Here is a 24,699-nt window from a genome sequence, read left to right on the forward strand (position 1 = left end):
TCCTTCCAGCTCCTTCTCCGCCGCTCCCCTTCCTCCGCCGCAACGGTGCTCAGCCACGACGGCGGCTCTCGGCGGTGCCGAACCCACGGGATGCACCCGGTCCGGCACCGCCGGGAAGCGCCGCTGCGGCGCTGCTCGCCGTTGCGGCGGAGGAAGGAAATGGGGAGCCGTGGAGAAAAAGGTGCAGTGGAGTAAGGGGAGGGGACGGGGGGAGCTAATGGGCGAGTGGCGGGGGAGTGAAAGGGGGTGCGGGTGCGTCACTCGCGTGGACCCCGTCAGAACGCCTCGGCCTCTGCCACCGGCAAGGATGCGGCCATGGGTATACGAATGGTTCACCGCCGGACGCCCCAGAGCAGGCCCCCGGCCAAGGCCCACTCCGCCTCCGCCTCCACGCAGGTCACGGCGTCCCCGTCGGCCCCGGCCCTGGCGGCCGGCGCCAGTTCCGCCCGCATCCCCGCCGACCTCGCCGTCACCGTGCGCCGAGCCGTCACCCGCCTCCGGCGCAAGCTCCGCGCCCGGCCCGACCTGCGCCAGTGGTTCGACCTGGCCCGCAGCTACCTCGCGTTGCTCCTCGACGCGCTCCCCGGCCCCCGCCGCCCCCGCACCATCACCGTGTTCGTGGCGAGCCTCACCGAACGGCCGAGGCACTCCGCCGCACGTCGCCGGCCACCGGAGCCGGACGCCACACCCTGACCGCCACGGCGTACCCCAGCACCCCGAGCAGCAGCCCCGCGCCCGTTCCGAAGAGCACCGTCGGCAGCAGCTCCCAGGGCTTCGCCACGGCCCCCCAGTACTCCCACCACCGCACCGCCCGCTGCACCGCCGCCAGCAGGGCGCAGCCGGCGATTCCGGCGCCGGCCCACCACCGGTCCCGCACCGACAGCGGCGGTACCCCCACCGGCTCCCCGGCCGGCGCCCGCCGTACCGCGCGGACCGCGAACACGGCGAGCACGGCCGCGCCGGCCACCGAACTGCCGTACTGGAGCAGGGTGTACAGCGGCATGCCCGCGAGGTCGTGGCCGATGGCCGGAATCAGCCGGGTCCCCCAGCGGCCGTGGTGCGTGAAGGCGTCCCAGACGACGTGGGTGAGCCCGCCGAGCACGGCGGAGACGTACCACCAGGCGGCCGCGGAGAGCCCGGCACGCTCGCGTGGCGCCCCGCAGCGCAGCAGCGCGGCGACCCGCCCCTGCCGGGGTCGGGGCACGAGGGCCACGAGGGGTTCCCGGACCAGCAGCCACAGCGCGACCAGCGCCCAGGCGAACAGCACGTCGACGGTGAGGACACCGGTGACGGAGTGCGTGAACTCGCCGAACTCCATTGCGCCCGGCACCGCGCTCGCCGCGTAGTAGGTGAGGTCGGGCGCGAAGGACCCCGCGACGAGCACCGCCGGCACCAGCCGCCCGCGCCCGGTCCCGTCGCCGCGTACGGCCGGCAGCACGGCGGCGGCGTGGCTGAGAGTGAACGGCACCCGGGCCCCCTGGAGCAGTCGTCGGCCGGAGCGCCGAACAAGTGATCGCGTACGACAAGTATCCGCGACACCACCGCCGTTCAACGGAGGATGGCCAACTGGTGAAAATCGGGCACCGTCGGGTGTCCGCGGAAGGGAAGTTGTCGTAGGGTCGCCTGGGTCGCCGCCCGGGCGTGCACGGCCGGATGCGCTACCTCACCACGCGAAAGAGGTAACAGAGGCAACCACAGCACCGGGTCGTCCGTCACACCAAGGGCGAGCGGACAGACGGAGACGGGCGCTCAGAAGGCGTCCATGGGAGGGGTTCACCTTATGGCGGCGCAATTCGGCAGGCGGCTGCGCAAGGGAGCGGCGACGACCGCCGCGGCCGCGTTGGCGGTAGCGGCACTGTCCGCGTCCCAGGCACCGGGCGCCACGTCCGGAGACAAGGGCAGACAGGCCAATGCCGGCGCCAGCTCCTCCGCCCCCAACGGAGCCGGTTCGGCCGACGGCGCCACCGGCAACTCGCCGTACTACACGGACCTGCCGCCGCTGAACAGCCCGAACCCCAGCGCGAGCCCCACGGCCTCCTCGCCGAGCATCGGCACCGCCGTCTCCCGCGGCGCGGCCGAGGCGGGCATCCCGGCCACCGTCCTCGACGCCTACAAGAAGGCCGAGGCGGAGCTGCGCGGCTCCAAGCCCGGCTGCAACCTGCCGTGGCAGCTGCTGGCCGCCATCGGCAAAGTCGAGTCCGGCCAGGCCCGCGGCGGTGACGTGGACGCCGAGGGCAACACCCTGCACCGGATCCTCGGCCCGCAGCTCGACGGCAACGGCTTCGCGCTCATCCCGGACACCGACGGCGGCAAGTACGACGGCAACAGCCAGTACGACCAAGCCGTCGGCCCCATGCAGTTCATCCCGTCGACCTGGGCGTGGGCGGGCCGCGACGGCAACGGCGACGGCGTCAAGGACCCCAACAACGTCTACGACGCGGCGCTCGCCGCCGGCCACTACCTGTGCCGCAACGGCTGGGACCTGTCCGTCCAGGCCGACATGAACAGCGCGATCCTCAGCTACAACAACTCGCAGGACTACCTCAACCTGGTCCTGTCCTGGTACGAGTTCTACCGCAAGGGCACCCACTCCGTCCCGGACGGCACGGGAACGGTGCCCTCGCACCGCAGCGACGGCTCGACCGGCTCCGGCTCCGGCTCGGGTTCCGGTTCCGGCGGCTCCACGCCGAAGCCGGCCCAGAACACGCCGAAGCCCACCGAGCCCACGCCGAGCGCCCCCGGCACGACGCCGACCCCGCCGCCCACCGCCACCGACACCGTGGACCACCTGGAGGACGCGGGCACCGCCACACTCACGGCGACGGCCGGCGACGCGTTCGGCAAGCAGATCAGCACGCGTGCGGAGACCAAGACCGGCCGGGCCGTCGCCAAGGTCCGGGTCCGCTTCACCATCGTCGGGGACACGGACGCGACCTTCAGCGGCGGCGAGAAGACCGCCGCCGTCGTCACCGACAGCAAGGGCGTCGCCGTCGCCCCGGCGCTCCAAGCGGGCGAGAAGACCGGCGACTTCACGGTCCGCACCGGCGTGGTCGGCCGTACGGTCAAGGGCGTCGACTACACCGCGACCGTCACCGCGCGCGCCGCCGACACCCTCGCCCTCGTCAACACCACCGCGCCGACCTGCACCCCGGGCGGCGAGTTCGCCGACCAGGTGCAGGCGAAGGCCACCTACCAGGGCGCCGTCGCCGGCAAGGTCGCCGCCACCGCCACGCTGATCAAGTCGGCGGACGACACGAGCGAGAACGACAAGGGCCCCTACTTCAAGGACGCCGACGGCAACGCCGTCCGCACCCTCACGGACCTCCAGACGGACGCGGACGGCCTGCTCACGCTGCCCCAGCTGTACGCGGACGACACCACCGGCACGTTCCTGCTCCGCATCACCACCACGGGTGGTGCCACGCTCACCGTGGAGCTGACGGTCGCCGCGGCCGACCCCTCGCCGAGTCCGTCGCCGAGCGCCTCCGCGTCAGCGCCGGCTTCGGCCCCCGCTTCCCCGAGCGCCTCCGCCTCCCCGAGCGGCTCCGCCTCCTCCTGATCCACCGCCGTACGACCACCAGGGCGCCCTCCCGCCGACGCGGGACGGCGCCCTCGTCGTCGCATGACCTGTTCTCATCTCACCCTCCCGTTGCTACGGTGCCCGGACCTGACGATCCATCAGGAAAATGTCGGGCGAAGGGAGGTCCCGCATGCGTGCCCTGATCGCCGCCGCGACCGGTCTCGCCGTCGCGCTCGTCCTGGTGGTGACGGTCGGCGCCCTCGGGTCGCCGGACGGAAGTACGTCCCCGAAGCCACTGCTCACGACGGTGCCCTCACACCCGTAACCGCCGCCCCGGGAGGCCGAGATGCGCCGCAAGGCCAGTCTGGTCCTGCTCGCCTTCGCCGTGTTCTTCGCGGCGCTGTCCCCGCTGCTGCGCTGGTACGCCTTCCCGCGGCTCGCCAAGATCCCGGCGAACCAGTACCAGGACATGGTCCTGGTGGCGAAGAACGCCACGCTCCTCGACTACGGCACCATGAAGGCGAAGAAGGTCCCCCAGGTCACCATCGTGCAGACCCTCAGGGGCAACGTGGCGGCCGCGCAGAAGATCGAGAAGACGGCGGGCCGTGACGTCGTCGTCTGGGACGGCCTGTCCTACGTCCAGGGACCCGACGGCAAGATGGTCTCCGAGATCCCCGAGCGCTACATCTTCGACGCGCACAGCCAGGAACCCGTGCACGCCACCGGCGAGATGGTCGACGGCGACCCGGTGACCCGGGACGGCATCGAGTTCAAGTTCCCGTTCCTGACCGAGAAGCGGGACTACGAGTACTTCGACGCGCAGACCCGCACCACCAACCCCATCCACTACAAGGGGACGCAGACCTTCCGGGGCGTCAAGGTCTACTACTTCGAGCAGACCGTCCCCTGGACCAAGGTCCCCATGCCCAAGAAGCTGCCGGTGCAGGGCATCACCCCGGAGAGCATCGCGAAGACCGGCACCACCCGCTGGTACACCACCGTCCGCAGGTTCTGGGTCGAGCCGGCCACCGGGGCACCCGTCTACGGCGAGGAGCTCCACAAGGAGGAGCTGCGCGGCGGCACCCTGCTGGGCGGCCGGGCCAAGGTGACGGCCTTCGCCGGCGACGTGAAGATGCGCGAGGACTACATCGAGAGCACGGTCGCCCTGGTCGAGCACAACCGCACCCTCGTCCTGATGCTGACCTCCTACCTGCCCTGGGGGTTCCTGTCCCTCGGCGTCGCGCTGCTCGCCCTCTCCCTCTGGCTGGAGGCACGCGGCCGCCGCCCCGCCGACCCGGCACCGGCCGGCACTCCGGTCCCGGAACCGGTCAGCGCCTGAGCCGCGCGTTGGTGTGCCGGGTCGGCTCGGCCGTGGCGGGATCCTCGGGCCAGGGATGCTTCGGATACCGCCCGCGCAGCTCGGACCGCACGCCCTTGTAGCCGTCCCGCCAGAACGAGGCGAGGTCGGCGGTGACCGCGGCGGGGCGCCCGGCCGGCGACAGCAGGTGCACCAGCACCGGCACCCCGGCCACCGAGGGCGACTCCTGCAGGCCGAACATCTCCTGCAGCTTCACGGCGAGCACCGGCTGCTCGGGATTCCCGTAGTCGACCCGGATCCGCGACCCGCTCGGTACGGCGATCCGCTCGGGCGCCAGCTCGTCCAGCCGCCCGGCCTCCCCGCCCGCCCACGGCAGCAGCCGCTTCAGCGCCTCCCCGGCGTCGATCCGTCCGAGATCGGCCCGTCGGCGGGCGCGGCCGAGCTCCGGCTCCAGCCATTCGTCCACGCGCGCGTGCAGCGCGTCGTCGGAGACGTCGGGCCAGGGCTCCCCGAGGCGCAGCCGGAGAAACGCGAGCCGCTGCCGCAGCACGACGGCGTCGGGCGTCCACCGCAACAACCCGAGTCCTTCGCGCCGCAGCCCTTCGAGGAGTGCCGCGCGGAGGAGGGCCGGGTCGGCGTCCCGCAGCGGCCGCACCGCGAGCTCGATGGCCCCCAGCCGCTCCACCCGCCGCGCGACGACGTCCCCGTCGGCCCAGCGGACCTCCTCATCCTCCGCGTACAGCGGGCCCGCCGCCGACCTGGCCGTGTCCTCGTCCACCACCGCGGCGAGCCGCACGCGCGCGTGTCCGCTGCCGACCGGACGGTCCGCCACGGCCACCGCGAGCCACGGCGCGCCGCGCAGCGGGCTGCCCGCACCGAGCTCGGCACGAGTGCCGGAGGCCATCAGGTACGACCCGCCGTCGGCCTTGGCGACGCGCTCGGGAAAGGCGAGCGCGGCGACCCGGCCCACGGCGCGGTCGTCCAGGCCGGCCGCCGACGCGCCCTCGCCGTTCGCCGTCAGCCGCCGTACCTCCGCGAGCCAGCGTCCGGCATAGCCGTCACCGCCCCGCCGGGCGGCGCGCAGCGCGGCCGCCAGGTCGTCCCCGTACTCCCGCGGCGGCTCCTCGCTCAGCAGCGCGACCACCTCGGCGCCCCCGCGGGGGGTGTCAAGCAGCGCCCGCCCCAGCCGCGGATGCACCCCCAGCCGGGCCAGCCGCACTCCCCGTTCCGTCGCCCGGCCGGCGGAGTCGACCGCGCCGATCGCCGTCAGCACCTCCCGCGCCGCCGCCATCGCCCCGGCCGGCGGCGGGTCCAGCAGCGCCAGTCCAGTGGCCCCCGGGTCGCCCCAGCAGGCCGCCTGGAGGGCGAAAGCGGTCAGGTCGGCGACCCTGATCTCCGGGGCCGGAAAGGCCGTCAGGCGGGCATCCTCGGCCTCTGACCAGCAGCGGTACACCGCCCCCGGCGCCTCCCGCCCGGCCCGCCCCGCCCGCTGCCGCCCGGCCGCGCGCGACGCCCGTACCGTCGCCAGCGCGCTCAGCCCGCGCGCGTGGTCCACCCGCGGCTCCCGCGCGAGCCCCGCGTCGACGACCACCCGGACGCCGGGGACGGTGAGCGAGGACTCGGCGACCGCCGTGGCCAGCACCACCCGGCGCCGCGCCCCGGGCGCCAGCACGGCGTCCTGCACGGCGGCCGGTGCCCTGCCGTGCACCTGGAGCAACTCCACGTCCTCCAGGTCACCCAGCCGGCCCGCCACGCGCGCGATCTCGCCGACGCCGGGCAGAAAGCACAGCACGTCCCCGTCCCGCTCGGAAAGGGCCCGGCGCACCACCGACCCCACGTGCGCGAGCAGCGCCGGGTCGACCCGCATCCCGTGCGCCGGCCGGACCGGCCGGGCCGGCGGCGCCCACACCACCTCCACCGGGTAGGAGACACCGGCCGCCTCGACGACCGGCGCCCCGCCCAGCAGCCGTGCCCATCCCTGTGCGTCCGTGGTGGCCGACGCGGCCACCAGGCGCAGCTCCGGCCGCAGGGTCTCCCGCACGTCCCAGAGGAAGGCCGCGACGGTGTCGGCGTCCAGATGGCGTTCGTGGCACTCGTCCAGGACGACGACGTCGACGCCGGACAGTTCCTGGTCGCGTTGCAGGCGCTGCAACAGCACGCCGGTCGTGACGACCTCCACGCGCGTGTGCCGGCCCACGACCCGCTCGCCGCGCACGGTGTAGCCGACGCTCCGCCCGGCCTGCTCGCCGAGCAGCCAGGCCATCCGGCGGGCGGCCGCGCGGGCGGCGATCCGGCGCGGCTCGGCCACGACGACCCGGCGCGCGGGCCCGTCGCCCAGCAGTCCGGCCAGCGCCAGCGGCACCAGCGTCGTCTTGCCGGTGCCGGGCGGTGCCACCAGGACGGCGGTGCCGTGCCCCTCCAGGGCGTCGTGCAGGCCGGGCAGGGCCTGCCGCACGGGCAGCGCGTCCAGGGCGTCGTAACGGATCACGTCCCCAGTGTCGTACGTCCCCGGAAACACCCCGCACGCGCGCGTGCGCTCACCGGTGAGCTCAGTCCCGCTCGCACACGAAGATCGCCGTCCCGGGGATCAGATTGCCCCGCAGCGGGGACCAGCCGCCCCATTCGGAGGTGTTCCAGGCCGGCCACTCCGGCTCCACCAGGTCGACGAGCCGGAAACCCGAGGAGGCGATGTCCCGGACCCGGTCGCCGAGCGTGCGGTGGTGCTCGACGTACACCGCGCGGCCGTCCTCGTCCTGCTCGACGTACGGCGTCCGGTCGAAGTAGGAGGCCGCGACCGAGAGCCCCTCGGGGCCGGGCTCGTCCGGGAACGCCCAGCGGATCGGGTGGGTCACCGAGAAGACGAACCGGCCGCCCGGCCGCAGCACGCGGCGCACCTCGCGCAGGACCAGACGCGGATCGGCGACGAAGGGAAGCGCCCCGTACGCCGAGCACACCAGGTCGAAGGAGGCGTCGGCGAAGGGCAGCGCGCCCGCGTCCGCGCAGACCAGGGGAAACGATCCGCCGATGCGCAGCGCGTGCTGGAGCTGGCGGTGCGAGAGGTCCAGGGCGACCGGCCGGGCACCCTGGGCGGCCAGCCAGCGCGCGCACTGGGCCGCGCCGGCGCCGATCTCCAGGACGTCCTTGCCCTTCAGCTCCTCCGGCGGGCCGAGCAGCTCCGCCTCCACCTCGTCGAGGCCCTCGGGACCCCACACGAAGCGGTCGTCGCCGAGGAACGTGCCGTGCTCGACCTGGTACTCGTCGGCGTTGCGGTCCCACCAGCCCCGGTTGGCCCGGCTGCTCTCCGCGGCCCCGGCGGCACGCCGGGTTGCTTCCGGTTCGGCCTCGTCGCCGGTCGTCGCACCGGCCTCTTCCAGGTCGAACGAATCGGGCTCTTGGATGATCGGCTCCCTCGTCGTACTCTTCCGTGCAACCCCGTCACGGGCGTGTCACGGACGAGGTGTTTCAGGCCCGCGTGGCCTGGTGGGACGTTTCTTGTGCCGGGTATGCGGCGTTCCGCCCCGGGTGTGCGCCTTCGCGCATTGACCCTGCCCGGCTGCCCCCGTATGCTACAAGTTGCGCTGCGGGCCTGCGCACCTCAGACGTAGCAGGCTGCGCTCGCATCTGTTGTATGTCCCCTCGGTTGTCGAGGCGCCACCAGTGGTTTGTGTGGCGCTTCCTTGGCTGTCCGGCTTCATCAGAGCGAAACGGGCTCCCGGCGTAAGCAGTACCTACGACTTCAATGTCCGTACCGGAGCCCTTTCCCACATGACGAGCAGCACCGAGACCACCGCCACCACCCCGCAGGTTGCGGTCAACGACATCGGTAACGAGGAAGCCTTCCTCGCCGCGATCGACGAGACGATCAAGTACTTCAACGACGGCGACATCGTCGACGGCGTCATCGTGAAGGTCGACCGGGACGAGGTCCTGCTCGACATCGGTTACAAGACCGAAGGTGTCATCCCGAGCCGCGAGCTCTCGATCAAGCACGACGTCGACCCCAACGAGGTCGTCGCCGTCGGTGACGAGATCGAGGCCCTCGTCCTCCAGAAGGAGGACAAGGAAGGCCGCCTGATCCTCTCGAAGAAGCGCGCCCAGTACGAGCGTGCCTGGGGCACCATCGAGAAGATCAAGGAAGAGGACGGCATCGTCACCGGTACCGTCATCGAGGTCGTCAAGGGTGGTCTCATCCTCGACATCGGCCTCCGCGGCTTCCTCCCGGCCTCCCTGGTCGAGATGCGCCGTGTCCGCGACCTCCAGCCCTACGTGGGCAAGGAGCTCGAGGCGAAGATCATCGAGCTGGACAAGAACCGCAACAACGTGGTCCTGTCCCGCCGTGCCTGGCTGGAGCAGACCCAGTCCGAGGTCCGCCAGACGTTCCTCACGACCCTCCAGAAGGGTCAGGTCCGCTCCGGCGTGGTCTCCTCGATCGTCAACTTCGGTGCCTTCGTGGACCTGGGTGGCGTCGACGGTCTGGTCCACGTCTCCGAGCTGTCCTGGAAGCACATCGACCACCCCTCCGAGGTTGTCGAGGTCGGCCAGGAGGTCACCGTCGAGGTCCTCGACGTCGACATGGACCGCGAGCGCGTCTCCCTGTCGCTGAAGGCGACCCAGGAAGACCCGTGGCAGCAGTTCGCCCGCACCCACCAGATCGGTCAGGTCGTGCCCGGCAAGGTCACGAAGCTGGTTCCGTTCGGTGCGTTCGTCCGCGTCGACGAGGGCATCGAGGGTCTGGTGCACATCTCCGAGCTGGCCGAGCGCCACGTGGAGATCCCGGAGCAGGTCGTCCAGGTCAACGACGAGATCTTCGTCAAGGTCATCGACATCGACCTGGAGCGCCGCCGCATCAGCCTCTCGCTGAAGCAGGCCAACGAGTCCTTCGGTGCCGACCCGGCCTCGGTCGAGTTCGACCCGACCCTCTACGGCATGGCCGCGTCCTACGACGACCAGGGCAACTACATCTACCCCGAGGGCTTCGACCCCGAGACCAACGACTGGCTCGAGGGCTACGAGAAGCAGCGCGAGGAGTGGGAGCGCCAGTACGCCGAGGCGCAGCAGCGCTTCGAGCAGCACCAGCAGCAGGTCATCAAGAGCCGCGAGGCCGACGCCGCTGCCGCTGCCGAGGGCGGCGACGCCGCGGGTGCGGCTCCGGCCGCCGGTGGCGGTTCGTACTCCTCCGAGGGCGCCGACACCTCCGGTGCGCTGGCCTCGGACGAGGCGCTGGCCGCGCTGCGCGAGAAGCTGGCCGGAGGCCAGAGCTGATCGCCAGCCGCTGGGCATAGCCGATGACTGAGGGGCCGTACCTTTCGAGGTACGGCCCCTCGGTTTTTTGGGGGGTGCACGTCCGGGTGTCCGCGCCGGTCCGTCGTGGCTGGTCGCGCGGTTCCCCGCGCCCCTGAAGGGAGTCGGCCGTGGCCGCGCGGTAAAGCCCGGATCGCAGAAACGTGTGAGATACACGAGTAATCGCAGGGCCGTAACGCGGCGCTGGGACGCTTCCCCGGTCTTCGTTCAAGATCGGAAGGGGAGTCGCGTCATGGCACAGCCTCAGTACAGGTCAGGGACGAGTCGACGAGCGTTCCTGCGGAACGTCGGTCTCACCGGTGGCGCCGGGGCCATGTTCGCCACCATGGGGGCGCTCGGACTCGCCCCCACCGCCCAGGCCGCCCAGCGCGAAGAGCCCTTCCGGGCGCTCAGCGCGAGCGACTTCACCCTCACCGGGCGCGCCGCGGCCCGGGTCGTCGTCCTCGGCGGCGGCATCGCCGGCCTCGCGACCGCCTACGAACTCGGCAAAGCCGGCTACGACTGTACGATCCTGGAGGCCAGGGACCGCACCGGCGGACGCAACTTCACCGTGCGCGGCGGCGACTCCACCACCGACCTCTACGGCAACACGCAGACCGCGCGGTTCGCCGACGGCCATTACATGAACGCCGGTCCGGCCCGGATCCCGCAGTGGATGATCACCCTCGACTACTGTCGCGAACTCGGCGTCCCCATCGAGGTGTTCACGAACGTCAACGCCGACGCGTACCTGTACAACGAGTCCGCCGGCATGACGAGGCCCGAGCGTTACCGCACCGCCAAGGCCGACGTGTACGGCTACGTCTCCGAGTTGCTCGCCAAGGCGACGAACAAGGGTGCGCTGGACGGGGCGTTGACGGCCACCGACCAGGAGCGGCTCGTCGAGTTCCTCAAGGACTGGGGCGAACTCGGCGACAAACTGACGTACGAAGGCGGTGAACGGCGCGGATACACGACCGTGCCGGCCGCCGCAGGCACCCCGGGGGTGCTCCTCGGTGACGTCCCGACCGCCTCCGCGGTGCTCGCGAGCGGCGTCGGGCGCTACTTCTCCTTCGAGTTCGGATTCGACCAGGCGATGCTGATGTTCCAGCCGGTCGGCGGCATGGACCGGATACCGAAGGCGCTCACCCGGGCGATAGGCGACCGCCGCATACGTACCGGGGCCGTCGTCTCCAGGATCACCGACACGGGACACGGCGTCACCGTGACCTACACCCAGGGCGGCCGTACCAAGCTCGTCGAGGCCGACTACTGCGTGGCCGCGATGCCGCCCAACATCCTCGCCAAGGTGCCGCACAACCTGGGCTCCGGCGTGCAGAGCGCCCTGGAGGCCGTGACCCCGTCGTCGGCCGCCAAGATCGGCCTCGAATACCGCTCCCGCTGGTGGGAGCTGGACCATCGCATCTACGGCGGCATCACCGAGACCGACCAGGACGTCACCCACATCTGGCACCCCTCGTACGGCTTCCACGGCGAACGGGGCGTCCTCATCGGCTACTACAACTACGACGAAGACGCCGACTCCTACGCCAGGCTCACCCCGGCCCAGCGGGAGCGGCGCGCGGTCGCCGCCGGAGTGAAGATCTACGGCGACAAGTACCGCACCGAACTCGCCTCCTCCTTCTCCCATCACTGGCGCCAGACACCGCACCTGGAGGCCGCCTGGCACGACACCCCCGGCGGCCCCGACGACGCGCGCTACAAGCCCCTGAACCAACCCGCGGGCCGGGTCTGGTTCGCCGGCGACTGGCTCAGCTACGCGGACGCCTGGCAGCACGGCGCGTTCAGCTCGGCACGCAAGGCGGTGACGGCGCTCCACGCGCGGGTGATGGCGGCCTGACCCCGGCACGCGCGCGTGCACCCCAGTCGTTCCCGGTACGAGAAGGCGGTGAGAGGGGCCTGTTCAGTGGGACGGCGGGAATGCCTGTGGTCAGTGCCGCGTTGACCCGTACGAACACGAGGAGGAGCGGTCACAGTGCTTGATCCGCAGGGTTTGTACGCATGGGAGCCGAAGGGGCTGGCGGCCGTCGACATGGCGCTGGCGCAGGAGTCGGCCGGTCTTGTCATGCTCTACCACTTCGACGGATACATCGACGCGGGTGAGACCGGCGACCAGATCGTCGACCGGCTCCTCGACTCGCTGCCCCACCAGGTCGTCGCCCGCTTCGACCACGACCGGCTCGTGGACTACCGGGCCCGCCGCCCGCTGCTGACCTTCAAGCGGGACCGCTGGACCGAGTACGAGGAGCCCAGCATCGAGGTCCGGCTGGTGCAGGACGCCACCGGTGCCCCCTTCCTGCTGCTGTCCGGCCCCGAGCCGGACGTCGAGTGGGAGCGCTTCGCCGCGGCCGTACGGCAGGTCGTGGAGCGGCTCGGCGTCCGCCTGGCCGTGAACTTCCACGGCATCCCCATGGGCGTCCCGCACACCCGCCCCGTCGGCCTCACCCCGCACGGCAACCGCACCGACCTGGTCCCCGGGCACCGCAGCCCGTTCGACGAGGCCCAGGTGCCCGGCAGCGCCGAGTCGCTGCTCGAGTTCCGCCTCATGGAGGCCGGACACGACGTCCTGGGCGTCGCCGCGCACGTGCCGCACTACATCGCCCGCTCGCCCTACCCGGACGCCGCCCTGACCGTCCTGGAAGCCGTCACGGCCGCCACCGGCCTGGTCCTCCCGAGCATCGCGCACGCCCTGCGCACGGACGCGCACCGCACCCAGACGGAGATCGACAGCCAGATCCAGGAGGGCGACGAGGAACTGACCGCCCTCGTGCAGGGTCTCGAGCACCAGTACGACGCGGCCGCGGGCGCCGAGACCCGGGGCAACATGCTCGCCGAGCCGGTGGAGATCCCCTCGGCGGACGAGATCGGCCTCGAATTCGAGCGCTTCCTCGCGGAGCGGGAGGGCGAGAACTGAGACCGGCGGGCCCTGTCCCGGCCGGTGTCGGCGGCAGGGCCTAAGCTTCGGGACATGCTGAAAGTTGGTCTCACCGGCGGGATCGGAGCCGGCAAGAGCGAGGTGTCGCGGCTGCTCGTCGGGCACGGCGCGGTGCTGATCGACGCGGACCGCATCGCGCGTGAGGTCGTCGCGCCCGGTACCCCCGGTCTGGCCGCCGTGACCGAGGCGTTCGGCCCGGAGGTACTGGCCGCCGACGGCAGCCTGGACCGGCCCAGGCTCGGCTCGATCGTCTTCGCCGACCCCTCGAGACTCGCCGTACTGAACTCGATCGTGCACCCCCTCGTCGGGGCCCGGTCCCGCGAGCTGGAGAGCGCGGCCGCCGACGACGCCGTAGTGGTCCACGACGTCCCGCTCCTCGCGGAGAACGGCCTCGCGCAGCTCTACGACCTCGTGGTCGTCGTGGACACCGCGCCCGAGACCCAGCTGGACCGGCTGACACGGCTGCGGGGGATGACCGAGGAGGACGCCCGCGCCCGCATGGCCGCGCAGGCGACGCGCGAGAAGCGCCTGGAGATCGCGGACATCGTGATCGACAACGACGTGCCCCTGGACGCGCTCCGGCAGCGGGTCGGGGAGGTGTGGGCCGACCTCCTGAGCCGTGCGCGCCGGTCCGGTCCGGACGAGCGGAATGCGTCCACGAAATAGCTGGCACCCGTCCGGGCGTTGAACCGCTTCAGTGAGGGAAGGACTTTGCCGTGCCCGAGACCAGCGGTTCGACCGGACGTACTCCGGAGACGCATGTCATCGACTTCCGTGCCGCCGAGCAACTGCTCAACGCACGGGACCCACGGGGCGCGGTGAAGCTGCTCGACGGCGTGATCGGAGCGCACCCCGAGAACACCGCCGCCCGGCTGCTGCGCGCGCGTGCCTTCTTCGCCGCCGCGCAACTGCGCCCCGCCGAGCTGGAGTTCACCATCGTCCTGGAGCGCGAGCCGGACAACGCGTTCGCCCACTTCGCGCTCGCCCGCACCTACCAGCGCCAGGGCCGCGCCGACCTCGCGATACGCCACTTCCGGCTGGCGGCCGCCCTGGACCCGAACCCGGAGTACCTGAAAGCGGCCCGTTTCGACAGCGACGCGTGAGCCGGCGGCACGTAGGCCGGCGCCGGGTGGGCCGGCGGAACGTGTCCGGCCGTTCCCTCTCAGGGGTGACCGTGCCGCGGCGGCTGCCGGAACGGCGGCGGACGGCCGTCCGCGGGCCGGTACGGTGGCACGTCGCGGCCCGGCTGATAGTGCGGGCCCTGCCGGATGTGCCTGAGGATCACGGCCATGTCGACGGTGGCCACCAGCCACAGCACCCCGCAGGCGGCAGCCCACCCGGGCCGCCCCACCAGCGCGAACGCCGCCGTGCCGAAGAGCGCCCAGACCAGTCCCCACACGCTCAGCCACAACCGCGCCCGCAGGGCACTGCGGGCGGTCACCGGTTCACTGCCTGTACGCATCCCGGATCACCGTTCCTGTCTGCAACGTACTCCTCGACCAGACGTTCACCAAGGGGGACCCAGCCGTGCTGCCGGACGCCGCCGACCTGCCCGACCTGCTCCTCGACCTCGCCGTGCCGCACGAGGACATCAACGAGGTGGTGGCCCTGCGGCGGGCCGTGACCGCCGATCCCGCGGTACGGCGGCTGGTGGAGGAGGGCGCCGAGGACGTGACCGGTGCCGTCCGGGAGGTGGACGACCCGTCCGGGCTCGCCGACCGGGCCGCCCAGGCCCCGGCCGCCCTGGGCGAGTACTTCCTCGCGTACGTCTTCCTCGCGGCGGTGCCGCACGCCCGCGCGGTGCACCGGGCGCGCGGCATCCCCGACGACGTCTCCCGCCACACGCTCGCCGACCTCGGCCGCGGCATGGCACTGCACCGCAGGCGGCACGGCAGGGGAGGGCTCGGAGTGCGCCAGGGGCACTGGCTCACCCGGCACTTCTGCGGGCGGCTCTACCAGCTGGGACGGCTGCAGTACGAGCGGACGGGACTGGGCGAGCGCACGGCGCAGGCGATCAGATCGGCCGGCACCGAGGTGACCGGCGGCGAGCCCTCCCTGGACCTGCACATCCCCGACTTCCTGGGCCCGCTCACCCCCGCAGCCTGCGACCGCTCCCTCGACCACGCCCGGGAGTTCTTCGCCCGGCACTTCCCCGAGGAGCCCCACGCGGTCGCGACCTGCCACTCCTGGCTGCTCGACCCCCAGCTGCGCCGGCACCTGGCGGCGGACTCCAACATCGTCCGCTTCCAGGAGCGGTTCCGGCCCGGCTGGGAGGATCCGGAGCCGGCCGACACCACACCGGTCGGCTTCGTCTTCGGCGACCCGGACCTGCCGGTACCGGACCTGCCCCGGCGGACGTCGGTGGAACGGGCGGTCGGCGACCACCTGAGGGCGGGCGGCCACTGGTACGTCGGGCACGGGTGGTTCCCGTGGGACCGGTGACGGCCGTCAACCGCCGCTTCCCCGAGGAAAGTTCCCGTCGGGCTTTCGAACTGCTCGAACGAGTGAACTGCCGGGGTGCGGGAACGGCGGTGCGGCGACCGGCCGTTGTCCGGGCATGACGGTTGACATGCGTGAGGGGTACGAGGGGACGGGTCCGGGAGCGATCACCCCGGACGGCTGCGCGGTCGAGCTCTATTCGCGTCTGACCGCCGGGTCCGAGCCGGACATCATCGAGGCGGCGGTCCCGGCCGGCGCCCGCATCCTGGAGCTGGGCAGCGGTGTGGGGCGCGTGACGCACCCGCTCCTGGAGCGCGGGTTCACGGTCACGGCGGTGGACGAGTCGGCGGAGATGCTGGCGCACGTGCGCGGGGCGCGCACGATACGCAGCACTATCGAAGGGCTCGACCTGGGCGAGAAGTTCGACGTGGTGCTGCTCGCGTCGTTCCTGGTGCACACCGGGGACGCGGAGGTACGCCGGGGCATGCTGCGCACCTGCGCGGCGCACGTGGCGGACGGCGGCTGCGTGCTCGTCCAGCGGGAGGGTGCGGACTACCACGTGGAGGTACCGAGGGAGCGGGTCGACCCCGGTGGCTACACCGTCCGGATCCTGTCGGCCGACCCCGTCGGGGACGGGGTGAACTCGGTGCACGCGGAGTACGAGTTCCCGGACGCGACCTGGACCCAGACCTTCCTGGCCCGGCCGCTCACACCGGAACAGTTCGAGGAGGCGCTCGAGGAGGCGGGACTGGAGGTGGCCGAGTATCTGACCGAGGACGGGACGTGGGTGAAGGCGGTACCGGCGACCCGGCCCGGGTGACCTCGCCGAGCGGGTGTGCAGCCGGGTCCCCCGGCCGGGCCGGACCCCGCCGGGCCGGGCCCCGCCGGGCCGGCCCGGATCACCGTCCGCCGGGACGTCCGCCGCTCGGCCGGCCCACCGAGCCCGTCCCACCCGTGCCGGCCCCACCCGCGCCGCCCATGCCACCCACCCCGCCGAGGCCGCGCAGCCGTTCCAGCTCGCGCCGGTCGCGCTTGGTGGGGCGGCCGGCACCGCGGTCCCGGATGCCGAGGGGGGAGAAGGCCTCGCGAGGCGGGGGCGGCGGGGAGTTGTCGATGTAGCACACGGCGGCCACCGGGGCGCCGACCCGCTTGCGGATCAGCCGCTTCACGATGACGACCCGCTCCCGCCCCTCGTGGCGCAGCCGTACCTCGTCGCCGACGCGCACGGAGTGGGCGGGCTTGACCCGCTCACCGTTCACCTGGACGTGACCGCCCCGGCAGGCGGTGGCCCCCAGGGAGCGGGTCTTGATCAGGCGGACGGCCCAGATCCAGCTGTCGATCCGCACGTTCTCACCGGGGGCGGGACCCGCGGCTACGGCCGCGGCGACCGCGGCGGGGTCGGGAGCCGCCGGCGCGGAGGCCTCGGCTTCCTCGCCGCTCGCCTGCTCCCTGCCGTCGTCCGCATCCTCAGAGGCCATGTCCCGACCTTAGCTCCCCAGGCCGAAAGCGACGGAACCGTTTTCCCGACGCCGCCACCGCGTCCCCGAAGGCGCGCTGGGGGAGCAACTGCGCGACCGGCCACTTACCACCCGCGCCCGCGGCCTCGCACAGACCAAGACAGCGCTCCGGCGGACCCCCTCCACCACCCCACCCCGAGCGGCTTCGGCAAACCGGCCCCGGCCCTACCGTTGAAACGTGAACCTCACCCCCCGTGCCCCCGGCCCCCGGCTCGCCCGCCTCGACCAGCGCGTCAGCGGCTGCCGGGCCTGCCCCCGTCTGGTCGCCTGGCGGGAGGACGTGGCGCGTACCAAGCGGGCCGCGTTCGCCGACTGGACGTACTGGGGCCGGCCCGTCCCCGGCTTCGGGCCCGCGGACGCCCGGCTGCTGATCGTCGGCCTCGCCCCGGCCGCGCACGGCGGCAACCGCACCGGCCGGATGTTCACCGGCGACCGCTCCGGCGACGTGCTGTATCAGGCGCTGTACGACGTCGGGCTCGCCTCGCAGCCGACCTCGGTGAGCGCCGACGACGGCCTGGAGCTGTACGGCGTGCGCGTCACCGCACCCGTGCACTGCGCACCGCCCGCCAACAAGCCGACACCCGAGGAGCGTGACACCTGCCGTCACTGGCTGACCGAGGAGCTGACGCTGCTGCGGCCGACGCTGCGCGCGGCCGTCGTGCTCGGCGCCTTCGGCTGGCAGGCCGCGCTGCCGGCGTTCGCGGCGGCGGGCTGGGCCGTGCCCCGGCCCCGCCCGGCCTTCGCCCACGGCACCCGGGTCGCCCTCGGCGGCCTGGACCTCTTCGGCTGCTTCCATGTCAGCCAGCGCAACACCTTCACCGGCCGCCTCACCCCCGAGATGCTCCGCGAGGTGCTGCGGACGGCGGCGGAGGCGGCCGGACTGGGCTGACGTCCGGCGCGACGGCCGGCGTGAACGGCGGGGCTCAGACGATCCGGGCCGCCGCCACCGGGCGGTCGTCGACCGTGTGGGTGCCGGTGGACGCGGAGGAGTTGACGCTCCAGCGGTACCGGGAGAACTCGCCGGTGGTGTCGGCGGCGTAGAACATCATGTGGCCGATGCCGACGCCCTGGAAGTTCTCGCTGTCCACGTTGCCGGCCATGCGGGTGTCCGGGTAGCGCGGGTAGTTGCTGAGCCCGTAGACGCCGTGCGGGTCGGAGGTGCAGTCGACGATCTCGACGGCGTACTGGGTCTCACCGGTGAAGTCGGCGACCCCGCTGAAGACGCCCTTGACCTCGCGGACCACCACGATGTGCCCGGTGCTCTCCGCGTCCTGCCCGTTGTAGTCGACGGCGATCAGATCGCCCGGCCGCAGGTCGGCGACCTTGCGGATACGGCGGAAGCGCGGCCCGGCCGTGTCGTTGCGGAACGCCGAGCAGTAGTCGGCGGCCTCCGGGCCCTTCTCCTGGAAGTACCGGAGGAAGTAGGCGTCGGTGGCCCAGCCGTAGGTGTGCCTGAGGACCGCGGTGACGAAGGACGAGCAGCGGGCCCGGGCCACCCAGCCCGCGAGGTCGTCCGGGCGCCCCCAGGTCACGGTCGCCGCCGTGTCCGTCAGATAGACGTTGTTCGCGCGTGCGGTACGCCCGCTGACCAGGGCGATCTCGTCGGCGCCGAGGGCACGGCCGTAGGCGCGGACGTCGTCGACCGCGCCCTTGAAGCGGTTCACGTAGCCGCCGTCCCAGCGGGCCCGGCCGATGCTGAAGCCCTGGGACGCGGCCCAGGACAGGGTGGTGCCCTCGCTGCCTTCCCGGACGCCGTTCACGTAGAGCTGGACGCGGGTGCCGTCCCAGACGCCCGCCAGGTGGGTCCAGACGCCCGTCTTCGTCACCCGCGTGGCGGCGCGGGCCGAGACCTTGGTGCTCTGGTCCGCGCTGCGCACCTTGAACGCCCAGGTCCCGGCCGTGTCGTCGTACTGGAGCAGGAAGCGGCTGACGCTGCCGCCGTCCTGGCTCACGGCCGTGTACATGTTCGTGAGCACGGCGTCGTCGGCCAGCCGGACCCAGGCCGTGACCGTGAACGGGGCCGTGGTGTCCAGGACGGAGGCGGTGGCGGCGTAGGCACCGGCGGTGCCGTCGAAGCTCAGTTCACCACCGGCGCGGAGGGAGGTCCAGCTCGCTCCCGAACCCAGGGTGACCGGGTGCGCCAGGCCGGAGCGGTCGGCGCCGGTGCCGTCCAGCGGCCAGTGCCCGGCCAGTCCCGTCGGCAGGTGGCCGGCCGCCAGCAGCCGCTGGTGGCGCACCAGCTGCTCGGCCTCGGCCAGATGCGGTGCGGCGACCGGGGTGAACGGCGTGTCCGGAGGCTCGTCGGCGGCGGCGCTCCCCGTACCCACCGTCATGCCGGCCACCGTGCCCATCCCCACCAGCGCGGCACGCTCATCAGCCCCCGCCTCCTCACCAGGGTCAGGTCCTCCCCGTCGGGTCCGCTCGATCCGTGCCCGGTCCGTGCGGATCCGTTTCGATCTCCGCTTTCGATCTTCATTGGCGAGGAGAAATCTACGAGATTTCTGTGCGAACTGGTGTTCCTGTGGATGACTGTCCGGCGGCCGGGTCCCGCAGGGAGCCGTCGGCGTCCTCGCCGAACAGGTGCCGCACGGTCGAGCGGTAGTTGGCCTGGACGTGGCCGAGTGCGCGGGCGCGGGCACGGTCCGGGTCGCCGGAGGCGATCGCGTCGTACAACTCGCGATGCTCCGTGAGGAGCTGAGGCCACTCCTCGTTGCGCCGGGTGAGCCAGCGGAGCCGGCCGTCGACCGGCTCCATGACCGAGATGAGCAGGCTGTTGCCGGCCAGGGCCAGGATCCGGTCGTGGAAACGGGTGTTGATGTCGGTGATGGTCTCGGCGTCGTCCGCCTCGGTCGCCGCGGCCGCCCGGTCGAGCAGTTCCCGCAGCTCGGCCAGCGCCTCCGGGGTCGCCCGCGCCGCCGCCAGCCCGGCCGCGTACACCTCCAACGCCTCGCGCAGTTCGAAGAGCTCCTTGACGTCGGTCGGGGTCAGCCGGCGCACGACCGTGCGGCGGGCCGACTCGAAGAGGACGAAGCCCTCGGCGACCAGGGCCCGGATCGCCTCCCGGACCGGCACCCGGGACACCCCGAACCGTTCGGCGAGTTCGCGTTCCACCAGCCGGTCGCCCGGCCCCAGCCGCCCCGCGATGATGTCCTGCCGCAGGGTCGCGAGGACGCGTTCGCGTACCGCGCCCAGGGGTTCGATCTTCGTGGTGAGGGAGCCCATGAGGTCATTTTCGCCGACCCGGGGGGCTTTTACGGAGCCGTAACGGGACGGACATCGGTCCGGACGCTTGATGGGAGCACCATGACCGCAGTTTGGTATACCAAAAGCTGGTACACCGGTTGGTTCCCTGGAGGCCCCGTGTCCCTCGCCGACCGCGCCGAAGCCACCGGCGCAACCGTGTTCGTCCCCGACCCCCGGCTCACCAACGAAGACCTCGCCCCCGCCGAACAGCGGAACTGGAAGGTCTTCGACCTCTTCGCGATGTGGATGTCCGACGTCCACAACCTCGGCAACTACACCTTCGCCGCCGGCCTGCTGGTCCTCGGCATGAACGTCTGGCAGGTCTTCACCTCCCTCCTCGCCGGCTTCGTGCTCATCTACATCGGCATGAACTGGATGGGCCGGATCGGCCAGCGCCACGGCGTCCCGTTCCCGGTGGTCAGCCGCATCAGCTTCGGGGTCTGGGGCGCCAACATCCCGGCGCTCATCCGGGCCGTGATCGCCATCATGTGGTACGGCATCCAGACCTACCTGGCGTCCGTCGCCGTCAACGTGATGCTGCTGGCCGCCTGGCCCGGCCTGAAGTCCCTCACGGAGAGCTCCTTCCTGGGCCTCGACACCCTCGGCTGGATCTCCTTCGTCTCGCTCTGGCTGATCCAGGCGGCGATCATCAGCCGGGGCATGGAGACGATCCGCAGGTTCCAGGACTTCTGCGGCCCGGCGATCTGGCTGGTCATGATCGCGCTCGCCGTCTGGATCCTGGCCAAGGCCCACTGGACCATCTCGCTCACCTCCACCCCGCACCCGGTGTCCGTCGGCGAGCAGTGGCGGCAGTGGTTCGGCGCGATCGGCCTGATCCTCGCCACCTACGGCACCCTGATGCTCAACTTCTGCGACTTCTCCCGCTTCGCGCCCGACTACCGCACCGTGCGCCGCGGCAACTTCTGGGGCCTGCCGATCAACTCCACCGCCTTCGTGGTCGTCTCCGTGATCGTCACCGCCGGCTCCCTGGAGGTCTTCGGCGAGGCCATCACCGACCCGGCCGAACTGGTCGCCAAGGTCGGCAACACCTGGGTCCTCGTCGTGGCGGCACTGACCTTCGCGGTGGCCACCATGGGCGTCAACATCGTCGCCAACTTCGTCTCACCGGCGTACGACCTGGCCAACGTCTGGCCGCAGAAGATCAGTTTCAGGGTCGGCGGCATGATCAGTACGGTGGCCGCCCTGGTCGTCACACCCTGGAACCTCTTCTCCAACCCCACCGTCGTCAACTACTTCCTCGGCGGCCTCGGCGCCTTCCTGGGCCCGCTGTTCGGCGTCATCATGGTCGACTACTACGTGATCAAGCGCGGCAGGGTGGACGTCCAGCAGCTCTTCGACGCGGCCCCGGGCTCGCCGTACCACTACCGCAAGGGCGTCAACCCCAAGGCACTCTGGGCGTTCCTGCCCGCGGCGGCGGTCGCGGCCGTGCTCGCGCTGGTGAAGACGTTCAGCGACGTGGCGCCGTACTCCTGGTTCATCGGCACCGCCCTGGCCGCCGGCCTGTACCTCGCACTGTGCCGCGGTGACCGCGCGCCGGCCCCCGCCCCGGTCCCCGTCGTCGAGGAGGTCTGAGGAACGTGCGGATCGTCGTCACCAACTGCAACACCACGCAGGAGATGACCGAGGAGATCGTACGAGGTGCCCGGGCCGCGGCAGGCCCGGGCACCGCCGTGACCGGGCTGACCCCGCACTGGGGTCCCGAGTCGGCGGAGGGCTGGCTCGACAGCTACCTGTCGGCGGCGGCGGTCCTGGACGCGCTGCGCACGTACGCCGGACCGCCGTACGACGCGGTGGTCATGGCCGGTTTCGGCGAACACGGGCGGGAAGGCGTCCGGGAGCTGGTGGACGTGCCGGTCGTCGACATCACCGAGGCCGCCGCCCATCTCGCCTGTCTGCTGGGCCGCCGCTACGGCGTCGTCACCACCCTGGACCGGTCGCGCGGGCAGATCGAGGACAGCCTGGAGACCGCCGGGGTGGCCCGCAACTGCGTCGCCGTCGCCGGCACCGGACTCGGGGTCCTGGACCTCGCCGGTGACCCCGCGCGCACGGAGGCCGCGTTCCTCGCCGCGGCCGAGCGGGTCCGGGACGCCGGCGCCGAGGTCCTGGTCCTCGGCTGCGCCGGGATGACGGGGCTGCAGCGGGCGGTGGGGGAGAAGCTCGGCGTTCCGGTGGTCGACGGGGTCGGCGCGGCGGTGAAGCTGGCCGAGTCGCTGGTGGCGCTGGGACTCACGACCAGCCGGGCGGGCAGCTACCGGAAGCCGCTGGCGAAGCGCCGGGTATGGGGGGCCGCGCCGGGGCGGCCGTAGTGCGAGTGCCCGCCCGGGAGCGGGGCCGGAACCGGGACCGGCTCAGGGCCGCCACACGTACCGTACGTCCGGCTCCCGCTCCTCGTTCGTGCTGCCGTCCGTGTGCTCGACGGCGACGAAGCCGTGCCGCTCGTAGAACCGGTGCGCGGGCTTGTTGACCTGGAAGGTCCAGAGCGTCAGCCCCGACGGGGAGCGCTCCTTGGCCAGCGCCACGAACCGGTCACCGATGCCGCGCCCCCGCCACTCCGGGGCCAGGTACAGCTGGGACAGCAGATCCTCCGCGAGCACCATCATGCCCACGACGCGCCCGCCCGCCTCCGCGACCCACGTCTCCCGCGCCGGCACCACGACGTCCCGGATGTACGCGCGCACCTCGTCGTCCGAACGCGGCCTGACGACGGTGGGCAGGGCGGCGGCGAACGACCGCAGCCAGACATCGGCGACCCCGTCGGCGTCCGGCCCGCCGGCCCGGCGCAGTACCACCCCTGCGCTCACGCGCGCGCCTCCTCGGGTACGACGGCCGTCGCCGTGATCTCCACCAGTTGCCCGGTGTAACCGAGACACGCGACCCCGATCAGCGTCGACGAGTGCGGTCCCGTGCTGAGCCCGGAGGCCTCGACGACCTCCCACACGCCGGAGAGCACCGCTGGCTCACTGCTCACGACGTACACGTCCGTCGCCAGCACGTGCTCCAGGTCGCTGCCGACCGAACGGAGTTGCTCCCGCAGGTTGGCGATCACTTGCTCGGCCTGCCGCGGCGGATCACCCTCGCCGACGAGCTTCCCCTCGTCGTCCAGCGGAACGGAACCGGCTAGGAACGCGAGCTTCGTGCCGGCCTCCACGACGGAGACGTGCGCGTAGCCGGGCGGCGGGAAGAGAGCCGGGGTGGTGACACGCTGGATCACAGGGGGCTCCTGAAGTGACGGCGGACAACCGGTCGATCATCCGTGCCCACGGCGGCTGAGCGCACCTGAATTTCCCGCAGCTCGTACCGCGGCGGACACGACAGCCGGGCGGATCCGGCCGCCGACGTCTTCACCGATAACGCGTGGCACCGACGACGGGCCGCGGGAGATGCTGCGAGCCATGTCCGCCACGAACGCCGACGACGACCAGACCTTCCTCGCGGCCATCACCGCCCGCCTCGCCGCTCTCCCCGCGGTCCGTGCCGTCGCCCTGGGCGGCTCCCGCGCCCAGGGCACCCACCGGCCCGACAGCGACTGGGATCTGGCCGTCTACTACCGGGGCGCCTTCGATCCCGCCGACCTGCGTGCCATCGGGTGGGAAGGTGAGGTCTCCGAGGTCGGGGGGTGGGGCGGCGGTGTCTTCAACGGCGGGGCCTGGCTCACCGTCGACGGGCGCCGGATGGACGTGCACTACCGCGATCTCGACGTGGTCGAGCACGAGCTGGCCGAGGCGGAGGAGGGGCGGTTCCGGGTGGAACCGCTGCTGTTCCACCTCGCCGGGATCCCCAGCTACCTGGTCGTCGCCGAACTGGCGGTCAATCGCGTGCTCAGCGGCACCCTGCCCTGCCCGCCGTCCTACCCCGAACGACTGCGCGCCACCGCACCCGGACGGTGGCGCGGTACCGCCCGCGCCACCCTCGCGTACGCGAAGGCCAACCACGCCCCGCACGGCCGCCTTACCGAGGTCGCCGGCGCCGTCGCCACGGCCGCACTCCAGACCGGGCACGCCGTGCTCGCGGCCCGGGGCGAGTGGGTGACGAACGAGAAGCGGCTGCTGGAGCGGGCCGGGTTGCGGGGAGCCGACGACATCCTCGGCGGACTGCACGCGAAATCCGCGGAGTTGACCCGGGCCGTTGCCGAGGCGGAGTTGCTGTTCGGCTTTGCGTGACCCATTCGATGACCCGGGTTGCCAAGCGTACGGGCGTGTGACGACGGGCGGCATTCCGGGGCCCGGGGCAGGCCACGACCTCGGGCCCGCTCGCGTTCCGCCCCGAACCGGACCGCACGGAATTGCGTTCATAAAGAAAGCGGCTCTCCGCGGCACTTGTCACAACCGCGAAATGCGGACGCACCTTTTCGCACCCGAACGCGATCTACCGTGAACACCGAAGCCAACAGCCCGGCCACCGTCGC

24 protein-coding genes are annotated in these 24,699 nt (G+C 72.3%); 15 read left to right on the forward strand and 9 right to left on the reverse strand.

The features are described from left to right. Positions 1-315 precede the first annotated feature (315 nt). Positions 316-693 (forward strand): hypothetical protein, encoded by a 378-nt coding sequence (locus tag BLW82_RS32190; RefSeq protein ID WP_177233145.1) that lies wholly within the window; start codon positions 316-318, stop codon positions 691-693. Here BLW82_RS32190 and BLW82_RS32195 read toward each other — a convergent pair. Then, positions 629-1,468, reverse strand: a complete 840-nt coding sequence (locus tag BLW82_RS32195) for a DUF4184 family protein (protein WP_093504368.1) — start codon at positions 1,466-1,468, stop codon at positions 629-631. The genes BLW82_RS32190 and BLW82_RS32195 overlap by 65 nt on opposite strands. A 312-nt stretch (positions 1,469-1,780) precedes the next feature. Between BLW82_RS32195 and BLW82_RS32200 the strand changes: the two genes are divergently transcribed. The 3 genes from BLW82_RS32200 (at position 1,781) to BLW82_RS32205 (ending at position 4,859) form a co-directional block, all read left to right on the forward strand. Beyond that, positions 1,781-3,559, forward strand: coding sequence for a lytic transglycosylase domain-containing protein (locus BLW82_RS32200; RefSeq protein ID WP_093504370.1), 1,779 nt, complete (start codon positions 1,781-1,783; stop codon positions 3,557-3,559). A gap of 151 nt (positions 3,560-3,710) precedes the next feature. After that, positions 3,711-3,845 carry an SPW_0924 family protein gene (locus tag BLW82_RS43550; RefSeq protein WP_107408585.1) on the forward strand — a complete coding sequence of 45 codons (135 nt, stop codon included), beginning with the start codon at positions 3,711-3,713 and terminating at the stop codon, positions 3,843-3,845. A gap of 21 nt (positions 3,846-3,866) precedes the next feature. After that, the gene (locus tag BLW82_RS32205; protein ID WP_093504372.1) at positions 3,867-4,859 is read left to right on the forward strand and encodes a cell envelope lipid trafficking protein PgfA; all 993 of its coding nucleotides are present in this window, start codon (positions 3,867-3,869) and stop codon (positions 4,857-4,859) included. Here the strand turns inward: BLW82_RS32205 and hrpB are convergent. Further along, positions 4,849-7,326 (reverse strand): ATP-dependent helicase HrpB, encoded by a 2,478-nt coding sequence (gene hrpB / locus BLW82_RS32210; RefSeq protein ID WP_093504374.1) that lies wholly within the window; start codon positions 7,324-7,326, stop codon positions 4,849-4,851. The genes BLW82_RS32205 and hrpB overlap by 11 nt on opposite strands. Positions 7,327-7,387: 61 nt before the next feature. Beyond that, positions 7,388-8,236, reverse strand: coding sequence for a class I SAM-dependent methyltransferase (locus BLW82_RS32215; protein WP_177233335.1), 849 nt, complete (start codon positions 8,234-8,236; stop codon positions 7,388-7,390). A 367-nt stretch (positions 8,237-8,603) separates the two neighbouring features. Here BLW82_RS32215 and rpsA point away from each other — a divergent pair, with 367 nt between their 5' ends. From rpsA to BLW82_RS32240, 5 genes are all read left to right on the forward strand, one after another. After that, positions 8,604-10,100: a 30S ribosomal protein S1 gene (gene rpsA / locus BLW82_RS32220; protein WP_093504378.1), complete on the forward strand. Its 1,497-nt coding sequence runs from the start codon at positions 8,604-8,606 to the stop codon at positions 10,098-10,100. Positions 10,101-10,452: 352 nt separating this feature from the next. After that, complete coding sequence (locus tag BLW82_RS32225) at positions 10,453-11,979, forward strand: flavin monoamine oxidase family protein (RefSeq protein ID WP_371131513.1); 1,527 nt, start codon at positions 10,453-10,455, stop codon at positions 11,977-11,979. 135 nt (positions 11,980-12,114) lie between these two features. After that, complete coding sequence (locus tag BLW82_RS32230) at positions 12,115-13,053, forward strand: PAC2 family protein (RefSeq protein ID WP_093504382.1); 939 nt, start codon at positions 12,115-12,117, stop codon at positions 13,051-13,053. 54 nt (positions 13,054-13,107) lie between these two features. Continuing rightward, positions 13,108-13,740 (forward strand): dephospho-CoA kinase, encoded by a 633-nt coding sequence (coaE, locus tag BLW82_RS32235; RefSeq protein ID WP_093504384.1) that lies wholly within the window; start codon positions 13,108-13,110, stop codon positions 13,738-13,740. Between the two features lie 50 nt (positions 13,741-13,790). Beyond that, positions 13,791-14,177 carry a tetratricopeptide repeat protein gene (locus tag BLW82_RS32240; protein ID WP_093504386.1) on the forward strand — a complete coding sequence of 129 codons (387 nt, stop codon included), beginning with the start codon at positions 13,791-13,793 and terminating at the stop codon, positions 14,175-14,177. Between the two features lie 59 nt (positions 14,178-14,236). Here the strand turns inward: BLW82_RS32240 and BLW82_RS32245 are convergent, their stop codons facing one another. After that, the gene (locus BLW82_RS32245) at positions 14,237-14,536 is read right to left on the reverse strand and encodes a DUF6343 family protein (RefSeq protein ID WP_093504388.1); all 300 of its coding nucleotides are present in this window, start codon (positions 14,534-14,536) and stop codon (positions 14,237-14,239) included. A gap of 65 nt (positions 14,537-14,601) precedes the next feature. On the opposite strand from BLW82_RS32245, the gene BLW82_RS32250 reads away from it, so the two are divergent. Then, a complete protein-coding gene (locus BLW82_RS32250; RefSeq protein ID WP_093504390.1) occupies positions 14,602-15,516 on the forward strand; it encodes an acyltransferase domain-containing protein in 915 nt (304 codons plus the stop codon). 127 nt (positions 15,517-15,643) lie between these two features. Beyond that, positions 15,644-16,333, forward strand: a complete 690-nt coding sequence (locus tag BLW82_RS32255; protein WP_093504392.1) for a class I SAM-dependent methyltransferase — start codon at positions 15,644-15,646, stop codon at positions 16,331-16,333. Between the two features lie 79 nt (positions 16,334-16,412). On the opposite strand, the gene BLW82_RS32260 is transcribed toward BLW82_RS32255, so the two are convergent. Next, positions 16,413-16,991 carry an RNA-binding S4 domain-containing protein gene (locus tag BLW82_RS32260; protein WP_093504394.1) on the reverse strand — a complete coding sequence of 193 codons (579 nt, stop codon included), beginning with the start codon at positions 16,989-16,991 and terminating at the stop codon, positions 16,413-16,415. A 217-nt stretch (positions 16,992-17,208) separates the two neighbouring features. Here BLW82_RS32260 and BLW82_RS32265 point away from each other — a divergent pair, with 217 nt between their 5' ends. Further along, a complete protein-coding gene (locus BLW82_RS32265) occupies positions 17,209-17,919 on the forward strand; it encodes a uracil-DNA glycosylase (protein WP_093504396.1) in 711 nt (236 codons plus the stop codon). Positions 17,920-17,953: 34 nt separating this feature from the next. Here BLW82_RS32265 and BLW82_RS32270 read toward each other — a convergent pair whose 3' ends face one another. Then, positions 17,954-19,363 (reverse strand): LamG domain-containing protein, encoded by a 1,410-nt coding sequence (locus BLW82_RS32270; RefSeq protein WP_256216028.1) that lies wholly within the window; start codon positions 19,361-19,363, stop codon positions 17,954-17,956. A 157-nt stretch (positions 19,364-19,520) separates the two neighbouring features. Beyond that, positions 19,521-20,252, reverse strand: a complete 732-nt coding sequence (locus tag BLW82_RS32275) for a GntR family transcriptional regulator (protein WP_093504398.1) — start codon at positions 20,250-20,252, stop codon at positions 19,521-19,523. A gap of 138 nt (positions 20,253-20,390) precedes the next feature. On the opposite strand from BLW82_RS32275, the gene BLW82_RS32280 reads away from it, so the two are divergent. Further along, positions 20,391-21,866, forward strand: a complete 1,476-nt coding sequence (locus BLW82_RS32280) for an NCS1 family nucleobase:cation symporter-1 (protein WP_093504400.1) — start codon at positions 20,391-20,393, stop codon at positions 21,864-21,866. Positions 21,867-21,871: 5 nt separating this feature from the next. Continuing rightward, a complete protein-coding gene (locus BLW82_RS32285; RefSeq protein ID WP_093504402.1) occupies positions 21,872-22,600 on the forward strand; it encodes an aspartate/glutamate racemase family protein in 729 nt (242 codons plus the stop codon). Positions 22,601-22,642: 42 nt separating this feature from the next. On the opposite strand, the gene BLW82_RS32290 is transcribed toward BLW82_RS32285, so the two are convergent. Together BLW82_RS32290 and BLW82_RS32295 are read right to left on the reverse strand one after the other, a co-directional pair. Then, positions 22,643-23,095, reverse strand: coding sequence for a GNAT family N-acetyltransferase (locus tag BLW82_RS32290; RefSeq protein ID WP_093504404.1), 453 nt, complete (start codon positions 23,093-23,095; stop codon positions 22,643-22,645). Further along, entirely contained in the window at positions 23,092-23,505 is a 414-nt protein-coding gene (locus BLW82_RS32295; RefSeq protein WP_093504406.1) for a RidA family protein, read from the reverse strand. The genes BLW82_RS32290 and BLW82_RS32295 overlap by 4 nt, the downstream gene beginning before the upstream one ends. A 181-nt stretch (positions 23,506-23,686) precedes the next feature. Between BLW82_RS32295 and BLW82_RS32300 the strand changes: the two genes are divergently transcribed. Next, positions 23,687-24,454, forward strand: a complete 768-nt coding sequence (locus BLW82_RS32300) for a nucleotidyltransferase domain-containing protein (protein ID WP_093504408.1) — start codon at positions 23,687-23,689, stop codon at positions 24,452-24,454. Positions 24,455-24,699: the final 245 nt, after the last annotated feature.

Origin of the sequence: Streptomyces sp. Ag109_O5-10 (assembly GCF_900105755.1) — a bacterium.
In the GTDB taxonomy this organism is placed as follows: Bacteria; Actinomycetota; Actinomycetes; order Streptomycetales; family Streptomycetaceae; genus Streptomyces.